This is a genomic window from Actinoallomurus sp. NPDC052308, assembly GCF_040679195.1.
GTDB classification, from domain to species: Bacteria; Actinomycetota; Actinomycetes; order Streptosporangiales; family Streptosporangiaceae; genus Actinoallomurus; species Actinoallomurus liliacearum.
In genome coordinates, this window is the sequence record NZ_JBFAUM010000002.1 from 1,075,933 (window position 1) to 1,089,289 (window position 13,357).

Consider the following 13,357-nt stretch of genomic DNA (forward strand, 5'->3'; position numbering starts at 1 on the left):
GCCGCGACATGACCGAGCAGTATGTCAGGCGCTGTCGCCGCACTCGCCGGCATCGACCCGCGAACCCGGACCGTCACCCTGACCGGGTTCCCGACCAGTCCGTGACACCCGGGCAGGTCGGCGGGCGGCGCTCCTGGGAGGTGTCGGGCGCCGCTGTCGCTCACGCCGGCGTGGCCGCCGAGGGCCGGCCGAGCCGCACCGGGGGATCGGAAAGGATCCGGGCGTCCAGGATGTCGTACCACCGGCCTTGTTCGATGCGCCGCGCCTCCCATTTCGGATCCCGGCTCTTGGCCGACACGGCCCGGCGGTAGGCGCCCCACGCCGCTTCGTCGGCGAATGCGACGAAGTGTTCGACGCAGTGGACGTCGGGGCCGATGGTGCGCACGAACCAATCCGTCTTCAGCACCATGTCGAGCCCGTCATAGAACCAATCTTCGCGATCACGTACCCATTCCCAGAACTCCGGCAGGTTCTCCTGCGCGTAGGGGGTCGGCCGGAACGTGTACACCAGATGAATCACTTTCTGTCCTCTCTCAAAACCACTCTTCCCAGGAGGCGTCGAGCGCGTCCGGCCGGGACCGGAAGCGTTTGCGCCAGGAGCCGGCGACACGGTCGTTGTGTGCCGCGATGTCGAAGTTCGATACCAGGTCAGGACCGCCATCCGCGGAAACGAGCGCCATCGCCAGCGGGTACAGTCGCGCGCCGCGACGCACCTTGGCCTCCCATGCGGATACCGACAGATGGATGCGACGAAAACCGTGGGCCGCGGCCCAATCCACCGCCGCGTAATGCGTCAGGACGTAGTACGTGAACGGCGGGACCTTCTCCTCAGCCCCCCAATAACGGCCATAGAGCCAATCATGGTGCCGGTAGAAGACCGCGGCGGCGCCGACCCGTCCGCCGTACCGGGCGAGGCAGACGACGGCGGCTCGTGCCACCCCCGCCGTGTGCTGGGCGGCGAGCACGCGGCGCATCCACTCGACGCCGCCGGCGGCCCCGTACCGGGTTCGCGTCCCCGCGACGAGTTCGGCCACCCGGTCGGTGTCCACATCGGCCAGCGATCGCCATTCGACCACGCCACCGTACGCTTCGAACGCTCTCAACTCTCGCCGCCATTTGGTGCGGTCCTCGCGTCGCGCATTGGCCGCCAGACCTTCCATGCCGTCAGAAGGAACGTGCAGTATCGCGTCCGCCGTCTGCAGCAGGGCGCGGGCGCCAGGCGCAGATTCGGCCAGTTCCCGCGCCGCCGGACCCGGCAGGTACGGCCAGACGACTCCGGCAGCGCCTCGGTCCCGGGCCTCCGCGCACGCCTCCGTCACCAGCGCGTGCAGGACGGCCGCCCGCCCTGTTCCAGAGACGCACGGCACCGCGTTGGCGGTCGCCCTCCGGCCGCCGATCCACAGGAATGGCCGGTCCCACGGCCCGGCCAGGCCGTCGGTCAGCGCTCCGAGGGAGAACAGTTCGCGGTCGGCCGGATCGCCACCCCAGGTGGGTGCCAATCCCGCGATGCCGTCTCCGGTCCTCGCCACGATCACTGGGTCCGGACCATGCGCGAGTTCCAGCGAACGGATCCATTCACGGCTCGAATAGAACCCATCTGGTCCGAGCAGGGTGTGCCACTCGTCGGCGGAGACGGCTTCGGCCGTGGCGACTCTCGTCACTTCCAGGTCGCCGATTCGCCCAACACGGTCGGTACCTACGCGCAAGAGGATCCGCTCCGTTCTCATTGAACGAAGGCACCATAGCCGATCGAATCGAGGGTTGATCATCCGGCCTCTGGGCGATGTGCGCGTCACCGCCGAGTCAACGACGCGTATCCAAGGATTCAGTCGGCGTTCAGGTAGGCGTGCAGGCGTTCGAGGGGCCAGGTGTTGACGACGTCGTCCGGGGTGAGCCGGCCGCCTGCGCGGTGCCAACGGCGTGACGGCTCACCGAACGTACGGGGTGGTCCGGTCGTTCTCGTGCGGGGTGTCGGCGGTCCAGGCGGCCAGCAGGCGTAGGGCCTCCTCCGCCGGGCTGCCCGGTTCGGCGGTGTAGACGCCCAGGAGCTGGTCGGGGTCGTCGGTCACCGCGAGCACGTCGTAGTTCAGCGTCAGGTCGCCCACCACGGGATGGTGGAAACGCTTAGAACCGTGCGTGCGGCGTGCCACGTCGTGGTCGGCCCACCACCGGCGGAAATCGCGGTCCCGTACGGACAGTTCACCCACGAGTTCGGCGAGCCGGGGGTCGTGCGGGTGCCGTCCGGCGTACAGGTGCAGGGCCGAGACGCTGCTGCGGGCGACGGTCTCCCAGTCGGCGTACAGGCTCCGGGCGGCCTCGTCCAGGAAGATGTAGCGGGCCATGTTCCGGTCGCGGTACGGCAGGGCGTCGAAGTCGGTCAGGAGCGCCCGTGCCATGCGGTTGGCGGCCAGCACGTCGGTGCGGTGGCCGACCACGAACGCCGGGTTGTCGCCCATCGTCTCCAGGATCCGGTGGACGCTGGGCCGTACCCGCTGGGGCGGCACCGGCCGTGGCCGGCCGCGTACGGGCCGGGCGAGCGCGTGCAGGTGGGAGCGCTCGTCGGCGGTGAGACGCAGGGCGCGGGCGATGGCGTCCAAGACGGCCTCGGAGACGTTGACGTCCCGGCCGCGCTCGAGGCGGACGTAGTAGTCGACGCTCACTCCGGCCAACTGCGCGACCTCCTCCCGGCGTAGCCCCGGCACCCGGCGGACCGTCGGTACGGGGGTCAGACCGGCGTCCTCCGGCTTGACCCGCCCGCGGCGCGTACGCAGGAACTCCCCCAGGTCGGAGCGGTCGCGTCGTGCGGAAGAGTGCGCGTCCATGCCATCCACCGTACGTGCGCGGTCGCGGTGGATCCGGCGCCAGAGGGGTACTGCCGGTCCCCCGGTCGAGCGGGGCCCGTCGTGGGGCTCGGCGGGCTCGATCGGGCTGCTTCGCTGGAGGTACGGCACTCACCGCCCGGCGCGCGACCGACCGCCGGGCGGCAGCACAGGAAGGCACTCTCATGACGGCACGTGTCACCACTCCGTTCGGCGCGCGGACCACGGCGGCGGAGGTCGTCGCGGGCGTCGACCTCACCGGTCGCCGGGTGATCGTCACCGGGGCCTCGTCGGGCATCGGCGCGGAGACCGCGCGGGCGCTCGCCGCCGCCGGTGCCGAGGTCACCCTCGCCGTACGGGACGTCGCGGCGGGCGAGAAGGTCGCCGCCGGCATCACGGCGGCGACGGGCGGCGTACGGGTCCGGGTGGCGCCGCTCGACCTGGCCGACCGGGCGTCGATCGCGGCGTTCACGGCCGCGTGGGACGGGCCGCTGCACGTCCTCGTCGCCAACGCGGGGGTCATGGCATCGCCGGAGACGCGGACCGCGGAGGGGTGGGAGCTACAGTTCGCCACGAACCACCTCGGTCACTTCGCGCTCACCACCGGCCTGCACGACGCGCTCGCGGCGGCGGGCGACGCCCGGGTCGTCGTCGTCAGCTCGGTCGGGCACCTCAACGGCGAGGTGCTGTTCGAGGATGTCAACTTCGAGCACCACCCGTACGACCCCTGGGCCGCATACAGCCAGTCGAAGACGGCGAACATCCTGTTCGCCGTCGAGGCCGCCCGCCGGTGGGCCGCCGACGGCATCGCCGTGAACGCCCTCAACCCCGGGCGCATCGCCTCGACGAACCTCGGCCGGCACATCGGGGAGCCCACGAACGCGCCGGCCTCGTACGAACCCGGCCGGAGCAACGGTGTGTCGGTCAAGGACATCGAGCAGGGCGCCGCGACCTCGGTGCTGCTCGCCGCCTCGCCCCTGGTCGAGGGCGTCACCGGGAAGTACTTCGAGGACTGCCAGGAGGCCGAACCCCATCGGCCGGGCGTACGCCGCGGCGTCGCGGACCACGCGCTGGACCCGTCCAAGGCAGCCCGGCTGTGGCGGCTCTCACTCGAGCTGCTCGCCGCCGCCGAGCAGCGCTCCTGACCTCCCACGGCTGCCGGCGGTCACCGAACCTGGTGGTGGGCGGCCGGCAGGACTGGTGGTCGACGGTCGGGGGTTGGTGGTGGGCGGCCAGGCCGGGAGGTGGGAGGTGGCCGACGAGCCGGTGGTAGGCGGGCAGGGAAAACGGGGGCCCGCGGTCGGGCTGGGGTTGATCCGGCGCCATCGTGGTGTCAGTGCGCGAGCACGTCCGGGAAGCCGAACGTCGCGGCCAGCGCGGGATCGTGGAACTTGATCACGCGGGAGACGCCGGTGGCGGTGGCGGCCAGCACCACGGCGCCGTCGGCGCGGAGCGCTCCGTCCGCGTCCCGGTGGTAAACGACGGCGGCGGGTTGGCCGTTGGCCGTGCTGGCGATCATCCGCCAGTCGCCCGGTGTGCCCAGCACGTACGCGTCGAGCATGTGGATGCACATCGCCCGGCCTGCCTGCCAATCGCGGAATGGCGTCGCCTCCAGCGTGGCGTCCGTGCGCAGTACCTGTTCCAGCAGACCGGCGTCGGAGCGTTCGAAGGCTGCGATGTAGCCGTCGAGAAGCGCGCGTGCCCGTTGGTCGGTCGGTTCGAGCAGTTCCTCGGGCTTCGGCTCCAGTTCGTCCAGCCGGGCACGGGCGCGCTGCAGACCGCTCTTGACCGCCGCCGTGGTGGTGTCGAGGACCTCCGCGGTCTCGGCCGTCGAGAACGCCAGCACCTCGCGCAGGATGAGGATCGCGCGTTGGCGGGCGGGCAGGTGCTGCAGGCTGACGATGAGCGCCAGCCGCAGCGACTCGCGTTCGACCACCACCGCGGCCGGATCGTCGGCGGGCGGGGCGATCCATGCGTCCGGCAGTGGTTCCAGCCAGGAGACCTCGCCCGGTGCAACGGGACTCGGCGGGCGATCGGGTCCGTCGTACGGGCCTGCCAGGCCTGAGGGCAGCACCCGGATCGGGCGCGGCTTCAACGCCTTCAGGCAGACGTTGGTGGCGATCTTGTAGAGCCAGGACCGAATCGACGCCCGGCCCTCGAATCCGGAGTAGGACCGCCACGCCCGCAGATAGCTCTCCTGCACCAAGTCCTCGGCGTCGTGCGCCGAGCCGACCATGCGATAGCAGTGCGCCAACAGCTCCCGGCGGAACCGTTCGGTCTCGGCGGTGAACCGGTCCTGATTCGGCGCCGCCCGAAGTTCCGATGTCACGCCGGGAGCCTAGTACCGCAGCACGTCTGGGCATGGTCCACGTGCCGACGCCGCCGACAACGCCAGGCGCCGGCTCGGGCACTGTCGACGAGGCGGGACCCTCTCGCAGCGGCGGCGTCCACGATCAGACCTCGTCGAGCTGCAGGATCATGCCGCGAAAGGTCGCGTAGCGGGCCAGGTTCGCCGCGGCGTCCTCGGCGGTGCGCCGGCCGATCTCCGACCCGAGCGCGGCTTCCAGCGCGGCCATGTCGTCCCAGTCCAGCATCACGACCATGTAGCACGGCTCGCCGATCACGGCTGCCGGCTCGTGACTGCGCGTGTAACGACGCAGTCCCGGATACTGTTTCGCCAACGGGATGTGGACGTCGTTGTAGTGACGTTCGAACGCGTCGACGTCGGAGGGCGTGTCGTACAGCACGACGAATCGCGCCCTCTGCTCAGTGGCCGGGTCCACGGTTGCGGTCATCTGTTCCAGCTCCTGTCATGAGAACCTCCGGTGTGCGGCGTCACCGGCTCGGTACTACGGGGTCTTCTCAGGGCAGCAGGGCCAGTTTGCCGACGGTGGCCCTGGCTTCCAGTTCCGTCAGCGCTTTCGGGCCGTCGGCCAGTTCGTACACGGTCGGCCGGCTGGGGGCGAGCACGCCGGCCGCGATCAGCGCGTACAGCTCACCCATCAGCTCGCCGAAGATCTGCGGTGCGGCCTGGATCAGCACGCCGATATTGAGGCCGACGATGTGGACCTGGTGCTTGTACACCAGCTCCCAGTTGGTGATCGGGGCTTCGCCGCCTGCCACGCCGTAGACGATGACCCGGCCGGTGACCCGCTTGGCCGCGGCCAGGCTGGCGGCGAAAGTGGCGCCGCCGGCGGACTCCAGGACCACATCGACGCCGGAGCCACCGGTCAGGTCCATCACCTCGGCGGCGAGGTCGCCGCCGAGAGAGTCCAGGACGTGGTCGGCTCCCAGTGCCAGCACCATCTCGTGCTTGCCCGGCGAGGCGGTGGCGATGACCGTCGCACCGTAGTGCTTGGCCATTCTCACCGCGGCCTGGCCGGTCCCGCCCGCCGCGGCGTGGATCAGCACGACATGATCGGCAGCGATGCCGCCCAGGGGCCTGAGCGCGGCCAGCGCGGTGGGCCAGTTCACGACCAGACCCAGCGCCTGCTGCTCCGTCCATCCCGCGGGCACCGGCACCGCCGCAGCCGCGGGCAGGACCATGTACTCGGCGAAAGCGCCGGTTCCGACGCCGACGACGCGGGCCCCCGGTTGCGGCCCGGTCACCGCCTCGCCCACCGCGACGACCTCACCGGCGGCCTCGAAACCCGCCAGGTACGGTGGCCGCGGGCCACCTGCGAACGTACCGTGGGCCTTCGAGATGTCGGCGAAGTTGACCCCGGCGGCGGTGACGCGGATCAGGACCTCGCCCTGGCCGGGGCTCGGCACCGGCGCGTCGGTGATCAGGCGCATGTCCTGCGGGCCGTTGAGGGAAGTCTGCTGCAGCGCGCGCATGGTCGCGGGAATGCTCATTGGCGATCAGCCTTACTTTCTCGGCGTAGATGAGAGAGACCGAACGGCCCGTCGCGCGGGCCCGCCTCCCACCCATGTAGACCCCGGCCGCCGCACAAAGGAATCGACCGCCCCCGAACCGCACGGGGTCGGCTTCCGCCGAGGGTGAGCCTGCCGTTCATGTCGAGCCGGCCTTCTTCCGTACGGGAGCACGTGCGACCAGAACAGCGGAGTCAGGCCGCGCCTGTCCCCCGGGCACCTGGCGGGGTCCATATCGTCGGCGGTCGACCTCGGCCTGGAGCGGCGGTGGCTACCGCTTGTACGGGTCGTCGGCGGGCAGCCAGGCGTCCGGCTCGTGGATTCCGAGGTCGCCGACGCTCTCGGTCAGAGTCTCGGCGGTCGCGAGCGCGGCGGGCCGTACCTCGCTGCTGCGCCAGACGAGTGACCAGGTCCAGTAGACCTTCGGGGCGGTCACCGGGCGCTGGACGAGATCCGGGGGCAGCGCGGTCGTCTGGCCTTTGGGCGAGTTGATGATCGGGCGTCGGCTGCGGCGGACGTGGTCGAAGAAGGCGGGGCCCGCGATGCCGCCGTCGGAGATGCGTACCGGGCGGGCGCCGGTGTCCCGTGCGAGTTGTTCGGCGAAGAGGTTCCATGAGCTCCAGGAACCGGTGTCGTCGTCGATGAGGACGGCGGTGTCGCGAGCGTGAATCTCGCTGGTGTCCTCGCCGGTGGAGACGGCGTAGAGCCGGTCGGCGCCGAGCAGCCGGGCCCGCAGGTTCAGCTCGGCGAGATCCGTGGTCCGTACCCAGCACACCGCGAGGTCGAGGCTGCCGTCGGCGACCCTGCCCGCCTGGGCGTGGGAGGGAACGATCCACGTGTCGACGTGCAGTTGCGCGACCGCGGAGGTACGGGCGGTCAGGTCGGCGGGCACCCAGTTGACGTATCCGAGCCGTACCGGTTCGGAGCCGGAGATCCGGGCCGCGCGCCGTTGCAGGTCATCGGCGCGTTCGAGCAGGTCGCGGGTGTGTGGCACCAGGGCCGCGCCGGCCGGTGTGAGGGCCACCGAGCGGCGGTCGCGGTCGAACAGGCGCACCCCGAGGTCGCGTTCGAGCGCCTTGATCTGCTGCGACAGGGAGGGTCCGGCGATCAGCAACCGCTCGGCGGCCCGGCCGAAGTGCAGTTCCTCGGCGACCGTGAGGAAGTACCGCAATTGGCGCAGCTCCACCTTCGCCATGGTACGGCTCTGGGAGGCTCCGCCTATCAGCAGGGAGAAAGCCGGTCGTGGCGTCGGCACTGGTCACGGATGCACTCTGGGGCCATGGAGATGCGCGGCACGTCATGGCGCCCGCCGATGAGGATGAAGGTGCGGCCATGAGGGAGTTTCTGGTCGAGATCACTACGGATGTCCCGGCGGGCACCGACCCGGCCGAGGTCGAGCGCCGTCGCGCCGCCGAAGCCGTACGGGCCGGCGAACTGGCCGCCGCCGGCCACCTGGTCCGGCTCTGGCGCCCGGTCGGCGAACTGCGCAGCGTCGGCATCTGGCGCGCCGCCGACGAGGCCGAACTGCACGAGAAGGTCCTCGGCACCCTGCCCCTGCATGACTGGATGGCCTTCGCGGTCACCGCCCTGAACCCCCACCCCAACGATCCGGGCCGAAGCGACGCCGCCGGCTGACCACGAGGCGCCCCTTCCCCTGTGGCTCGCCGCCGTCGCCCCTGCACGGTGAGAGCCTCTCCTCGGCTCCCCGCCGTCTTCCCGGCGGTGGGGAGCCGGTCTCTTTCGACTCACTCAATGGCAGCTGATGACCGATTCTCCGGTCAGCATCCGCTGCCGCGCCTAAACCTCGTATTCGTCTCGGGCGGCGACTGCGACGAGACCTAGCCGCGCGAACGGAAGGAGCTTGCTCAGGTACCAGGGCAGATCGGTGAGTTCCGGGGAGTAGTCCAGCGTGCGGCGAGACAAGTCCAGACCGACGTTGATACGGGTCATGCCCGGGCGGAACATGAGGTTGATCCCAGGCCCCTCGGCCGTCCATAGCGATATTGCGGCGTCATCGTCGTTCGCCAGTGTGCTCTTCAAATCTTCGCGGACCTCGGCATAGTGCCCGGAACTCGCGAAGCTCCAGTCGTAGTCTCCCGACGCGTAAAGGATCTCATCGTCCTTTACGGGGATCCAGCCGGCGCTGCCCAGTTCCTCTAATACTTGATCAAGGCCGACCGGTACCCGGAACGTCAAGTCGAGTTCCGCCCTGCGTCCCAACCCAAGCTCCTTTATCCGCACTGGTAGGCGATGCAGCGCCATCAGTTCTACGCACTGAGGCTGGGCGTATGGGGGCCGGTGAGCGCGTGCTGGGCGGTGTCGAGGATGAGCGAGCGGGCGAGCTCGGCCGGTGCGTGGGCGCCGTGCGGGAGGAAGACCATGTGGTCGCGGAAGCAGTAGCGGGCGGTCGACCAGACCTGCCAGGCCTTCTCGCGGAGCGGGGCTCCGCGGCGGAAGGCGCTCATTCGTACGTAGCCGATGACCATGCAGATCAGGCCCGGGAGCCAGAGCGGAAGCGTCATTAACAGGGGTGCCACGACGGACGCCCACATCGGCGCGGGATGTGACGAGCTGTGGCGTGCATGCAACGAGACCAGCACGAACAGCGCCGCCAACGGCACGCCGATCAGCGTGAGGATCCATCCGGCGGTGACCATGCCGCGCGGCGGCCGTACCACCGGGAGACTCAGCATCCCCGCCAGGTTCGAGCTCGCCGCGCCGTACGCGCGGTAGCCCCGGACGTACGCGCTGCTGTACGACGTCTGGGACGAGACGATGCCGGGCACCGGCTGGGTCTGGTCGGTCATGCGGCAGACCGGGCAGGCGCTCGGAGCCGGGCCGAAGTCCATCCGCGAACCCCCTGAGCGATCTGCCGAAACGGTAATGCCGACAGGAACATACCGGACGTTGATCGACTCCACCCTCAAGCGATCGGGTAGGCGGACTGGAAGGCGAGGCGGCGGTCGGCGTCGGCGGTGATCCGGGTCAGTAGGTCGTCGAGGTCCAGGAACGCCTGCCACGCCTCCTGGCCGCTCGCCTTCGCCAGGTGATCGACCACCCGCTGCTCCAGGTCGGGGACGCGCTTGGCCTTCCAGACCTTGTCGGCGAGGCTGACCAGCAGGTCCTCGAGCGTGATGCCGGGTTCGGTCCAGGCTGCGTGCGTACGGGCGAAGCGGGCCAGGCGTTCTTCGACTCCGTGGTCCAGGAGCAGGCGGTGGCCGGCCTTCTCGTGGGCCGATCCTGGGCCGGACAGCTCATCCGTATGGATGGTCTTGCCGATGTCGTGCGTGGCCGCGCCGAAGAGGACCGCCTCACGGTCGGCTGCCACGTCGCCGTGGTCGCGGTCCAGCCAGTCGAGGATCTGAAGGGCGACGTCGTGGACGGCGCGCAGGTGGGCGGCGAGCCTGGGTGGCGCGTTCAGTTCGCGGAGCAGGGCCTCGGCGCACGGAGAAAGCGGGCGCAGGTCCGGGCCGGGCTCGGTGAGGGCACGCTGCAGAGCGGTGGTGGCCACCTGGCCACGGTAACCACCGACCTCCCCCCAAGATCAAACAGCGCCCAGTACGTGTCAAGATCGTCTTATGCGGACGAACCGGTGTACATGCCCTGATCCGGCTCCGCCGTTCCTGCGCCGTGATCCCGTGACCGCGGTCGAGTTCGTGGGCGCGTGACCATGGCCGTTGAGGAGAACGAGGCGGTGGGGCGGCTGCTCCGCCCGTACGTGCTGGGCGCGGGCGAGGGAGACATGGCGGCGGCGCCCGAGGGCTCGGTCATGAGGCTCAAGGCGTCCGCGGAGTCGACCGGTGGCGGGCTGGGGCTGCTGGAGGGCGTCGACGCGCCCGGCTTCGCCACTCCCCTGCACCGGCACGACGTCGCCGAACTCTGGTACATCCTCGACGGGCACTACGACTTCTACGTGGCCGGCGAGTGGGTGTCGGCCGGTACCGGAGCGGTGGTCTTCGTGCCTGGCGGGCTGGTCCACGGTCTGCGTGCGGGGCCGGCGGGCGGGCGCAAGCTGACCATGATCATCCCCGGTGGGCCGGAGGGCTTCTTCCGTGACGTGCATCGCGCGATCGAGACGGACGCGGCGACACCGGAACGGATCCGGGAGTTGGGGGCCGAGTACGGCATCGAGCTGATCGGCCCCCTTCCGGAGCGCTGACCCGTCTCCCCGGGTATGGGTGGCAGACCCGTCGGCCACGTGCGGCTCGACGCGGATGCGGTTATCCGGCGGCGTTCATCAGGTCCACGCCGCTCTGCTGGCGAGCCGCGTCGGTGGAGTCGAGGGGGCCCGCCCAGTGGTAGCCGTACTGGTCGAGGGGGTTGCGGTCGTGGGCGTAGGCGGAGTCGGCCTGGCGGTTCAGGTAGGCGGTGTACGGGTGGTCGCCGAGCGTCTTGTTAAGGGCGGCCAGGCCGCGGGCGTACACGCCCTTGAACGACGGGCCGTCGGCGCCGCCGTTGGACTGGGGTTCGCCCGGGTCGGCGAGGATGCCGTTCGGGTTGAGGGTCTGGTCGGTCGTGGAGGCGCCCGCGAGCGTACGGGCGTCGGTGAGCACGCCGGCGTCGCCGGTGGCGCGGTACAGCTCGGTCAGGCCGTTCAGGACGACGCCCTGGTTGTAGGTGTAGACGGGCTGGCCATTGTTCTTGCACGTCGACGTGGTCAGGCCGTCGTTGATCAGGTGGGCTGAGTTGATCAGCCCGGAGGCCTTGAACCAGGACCACTCGTTCTTCGCCTGGTTCAGGTACTTGGTGTCGCCGGGGATGCGGTTGTGCAGGGCGGCGGTGAGCTGCAGGTACAGCTCGTTGGTGATGGCGTTCTTGTAGTCGCGCTGAGTTCGCCACCAGACGCCGCCCCCGCACGTGCCGTCGGCGTACGAGGTCATCCAGTCCGCGTCGGTCTTGGCGGTGGTCAGGTAACGACTGTCGCCGGTCAGGTCATAGGCGTCGACCCAGGCCAGGCCCCACCAGCCGGTGTCGTCCATATAGTCGTTGCGAAACTGGCCGCTCTGGGCGGACAGATTGTCGTCGTACGTGGTGGCGATCGCGTACTTGTAGCTGCCCATTCCGCTGACCCGGACGTTGTCGATGACGGCGGTCAGCGCGTTGGCGGAGTTCCACCAGTTGGTGGTGTTCCACAGGCCGGTGCCGTTGTTGTAGTACATCATCAGCGCGGTCGCCGCGGCCGTGGACCGGCTGCCGGCGTTCCAGGTCGTACGGGCCCAGGGGGTGCAGGCGATCTCGGCGCGGTCGCCGGCCTTGCCGCAGGCGCGTACGGCGCCGACGCCGCGGTTGTTCCAGTCGTCGACGTTGTACATGAGGGTGCGCCACCCGCGACTGCCGCTCGGGACGGTGGTGTCGCCGAGCCTGCTGCCCTGGCTCCAGCTCTGGCCGCCGTCGAAGGAACGGTCCAGCCATACTTCGTCGGCCGGGTTGCCGTTGTCGATGCTCGCCCAGGCCATGTCGTCGGCGTCGTCGAAGTGCAACGCGATCTGCCGCGCGTAGATGGTGGTCTGGACGGGCGTACGGTCGCCGGCGGCCAGGGCCGGGTCGCGGCCGTCGCAGTACTTGTCGCAGATGGACGCGGCGGCCGCGCCCGTTCCGGCGAGTGCGGGGATGCGGCGCTGAGAAGGGAGGCGATCGTCAGGAGCCGAATGAACCGGCGAACGGCTGGGCGGGCGGGGCTCCGTCGGCCTGGAGCGGGGCGGGGGGACGACATGACCGACTATTGATCCGGACAGACGGTCACGTCAATGGTCAGGAGAGAAGCGTGGAGCGTTGCGGGCTCGATCCACGTCCTGCGGTGAGCCGTTCAGGAGCCCGGCCTCCGCTCAATGCCGGGCTGCGCCCAGATCGTCGGACCGGCCTCCGCTCAGTGCCGGGCTGCGCCCAGGTCGTCGGAGCGGCCGGATTCGAGGCGGGACCATTGGGCGGTGGGACGTCCTTCGGTGCGGACCTGGTCGCCGGTGGCCTGATCCCACGGTTTCGGCCAGCCGGCGGGCGAGTCCTCCCAGGTCTCCTGCCGGCCGTAGACGGTCAGGTCCAGCAGGGCGTAGCTGTAGTCCATCGCCTCGACACCGCGGCCATTGGTCCAGTAGGTCTCGAAGACCCTGTCGCCGTGCCGCAGGAAGCAGACCAGGTGGAACATGCCGACCTGACGCCCGGCGAGCAGGAGGCCGGCGGAGTCCTGCGCGGAGTACCAGGGCACGTCCCACCCCATGAAGTCGCGGTAGCGGACGGTCTCCTCGTACGGGCCCTGGCAGAACGTTGCATAGGTGACGTCGCGGGAGTGCAGGTAGGACAGCTCACGGACCTGCCCGTTGTAGAAGGTGCAGCCCTCGCACTGCTCGGCGGCGGAATGCCCCGTGTGCCACATGTGGAAGTACGCGATCAGCTGCCGGCGGCCCTCGAACACCTCCAGGAGCGTGACCGGTCCCTGCGGGCCGATCAGCGTGACCGCGGGGTCGATCTCCACCATCGGGAGCCGCCGGCGGGCCGTCGCGATCGCGTCGCCCTCGCGGGTGTGCGCCTTCTCCCGAATCCGCAGCGCGTCAAGTTCGGCCTGCCAGGTGGCCCGGTCGACCACCGCCGGCATCGCCGTGTTCGTCGAGTCGACGTTCATGGATCTCCTCCGTTCCGAACCGTGCGTTTCTCGTTCCGGCGGGGCCTCC

General features: G+C 70.2%; 15 protein-coding genes. 3 read left to right on the forward strand and 12 right to left on the reverse strand.

The annotated features are described in order from the left end of the window. Positions 1-160: 160 nt before the first annotated feature. The 3 genes from AB0L00_RS11125 to AB0L00_RS11135 all read right to left on the reverse strand — a co-directional run bounded on the left by AB0L00_RS11125 (position 161) and on the right by AB0L00_RS11135 (position 2,822). Positions 161-520 carry a hypothetical protein gene (locus AB0L00_RS11125; protein ID WP_364431450.1) on the reverse strand — a complete coding sequence of 120 codons (360 nt, stop codon included), beginning with the start codon at positions 518-520 and terminating at the stop codon, positions 161-163. A 13-nt stretch (positions 521-533) separates the two neighbouring features. After that, positions 534-1,727 carry a GNAT family N-acetyltransferase gene (locus AB0L00_RS11130; protein ID WP_364431453.1) on the reverse strand — a complete coding sequence of 398 codons (1,194 nt, stop codon included), beginning with the start codon at positions 1,725-1,727 and terminating at the stop codon, positions 534-536. Between the two features lie 201 nt (positions 1,728-1,928). Beyond that, complete coding sequence (locus AB0L00_RS11135; RefSeq protein ID WP_364431455.1) at positions 1,929-2,822, reverse strand: helix-turn-helix transcriptional regulator; 894 nt, start codon at positions 2,820-2,822, stop codon at positions 1,929-1,931. Between the two features lie 182 nt (positions 2,823-3,004). Here AB0L00_RS11135 and AB0L00_RS11140 point away from each other — a divergent pair, with 182 nt between their 5' ends. Beyond that, positions 3,005-3,964, forward strand: coding sequence for an SDR family NAD(P)-dependent oxidoreductase (locus tag AB0L00_RS11140; protein ID WP_364431458.1), 960 nt, complete (start codon positions 3,005-3,007; stop codon positions 3,962-3,964). Between the two features lie 188 nt (positions 3,965-4,152). On the opposite strand, the gene AB0L00_RS11145 is transcribed toward AB0L00_RS11140, so the two are convergent. The 4 genes from AB0L00_RS11145 to AB0L00_RS11160 form a co-directional block, all read right to left on the reverse strand. Continuing rightward, on the reverse strand, positions 4,153-5,148 hold the full coding sequence (locus AB0L00_RS11145; protein ID WP_364431461.1) for an RNA polymerase subunit sigma-70: 996 nt from the start codon (positions 5,146-5,148) through the stop codon (positions 4,153-4,155). Between the two features lie 124 nt (positions 5,149-5,272). Next, on the reverse strand, positions 5,273-5,614 hold the full coding sequence (locus AB0L00_RS11150) for an EthD family reductase (protein ID WP_364431464.1): 342 nt from the start codon (positions 5,612-5,614) through the stop codon (positions 5,273-5,275). 67 nt (positions 5,615-5,681) lie between these two features. Next, positions 5,682-6,674 (reverse strand): zinc-binding dehydrogenase, encoded by a 993-nt coding sequence (locus tag AB0L00_RS11155; protein WP_364431466.1) that lies wholly within the window; start codon positions 6,672-6,674, stop codon positions 5,682-5,684. A gap of 289 nt (positions 6,675-6,963) precedes the next feature. Continuing rightward, on the reverse strand, positions 6,964-7,887 hold the full coding sequence (locus AB0L00_RS11160; protein WP_364431469.1) for a LysR family transcriptional regulator: 924 nt from the start codon (positions 7,885-7,887) through the stop codon (positions 6,964-6,966). A 137-nt stretch (positions 7,888-8,024) separates the two neighbouring features. On the opposite strand from AB0L00_RS11160, the gene AB0L00_RS11165 reads away from it, so the two are divergent. Beyond that, positions 8,025-8,327, forward strand: a complete 303-nt coding sequence (locus AB0L00_RS11165; RefSeq protein WP_364431472.1) for a muconolactone Delta-isomerase family protein — start codon at positions 8,025-8,027, stop codon at positions 8,325-8,327. Positions 8,328-8,489: 162 nt separating this feature from the next. Here the strand turns inward: AB0L00_RS11165 and AB0L00_RS11170 are convergent, their stop codons facing one another. The 3 genes from AB0L00_RS11170 to AB0L00_RS11180 form a co-directional block, all read right to left on the reverse strand. Beyond that, positions 8,490-8,912, reverse strand: coding sequence for a hypothetical protein (locus AB0L00_RS11170; protein ID WP_364431475.1), 423 nt, complete (start codon positions 8,910-8,912; stop codon positions 8,490-8,492). A gap of 47 nt (positions 8,913-8,959) precedes the next feature. Beyond that, positions 8,960-9,499 carry a hypothetical protein gene (locus tag AB0L00_RS11175; RefSeq protein ID WP_364431478.1) on the reverse strand — a complete coding sequence of 180 codons (540 nt, stop codon included), beginning with the start codon at positions 9,497-9,499 and terminating at the stop codon, positions 8,960-8,962. A gap of 116 nt (positions 9,500-9,615) precedes the next feature. Next, a complete protein-coding gene (locus AB0L00_RS11180) occupies positions 9,616-10,203 on the reverse strand; it encodes an HD domain-containing protein (protein WP_364431480.1) in 588 nt (195 codons plus the stop codon). A gap of 159 nt (positions 10,204-10,362) precedes the next feature. On the opposite strand from AB0L00_RS11180, the gene AB0L00_RS11185 reads away from it, so the two are divergent. Beyond that, positions 10,363-10,851: a cupin domain-containing protein gene (locus tag AB0L00_RS11185; RefSeq protein ID WP_364431641.1), complete on the forward strand. Its 489-nt coding sequence runs from the start codon at positions 10,363-10,365 to the stop codon at positions 10,849-10,851. Between the two features lie 61 nt (positions 10,852-10,912). Here AB0L00_RS11185 and AB0L00_RS11190 read toward each other — a convergent pair whose 3' ends face one another. Both AB0L00_RS11190 and AB0L00_RS11195 read right to left on the reverse strand, forming a co-directional pair. Then, positions 10,913-12,172 carry a glycoside hydrolase family 76 protein gene (locus AB0L00_RS11190; RefSeq protein WP_364431483.1) on the reverse strand — a complete coding sequence of 420 codons (1,260 nt, stop codon included), beginning with the start codon at positions 12,170-12,172 and terminating at the stop codon, positions 10,913-10,915. A gap of 386 nt (positions 12,173-12,558) precedes the next feature. Further along, complete coding sequence (locus AB0L00_RS11195; protein WP_364431485.1) at positions 12,559-13,308, reverse strand: DUF899 family protein; 750 nt, start codon at positions 13,306-13,308, stop codon at positions 12,559-12,561. Between the last annotated feature and the right edge of the window lie 49 nt (positions 13,309-13,357).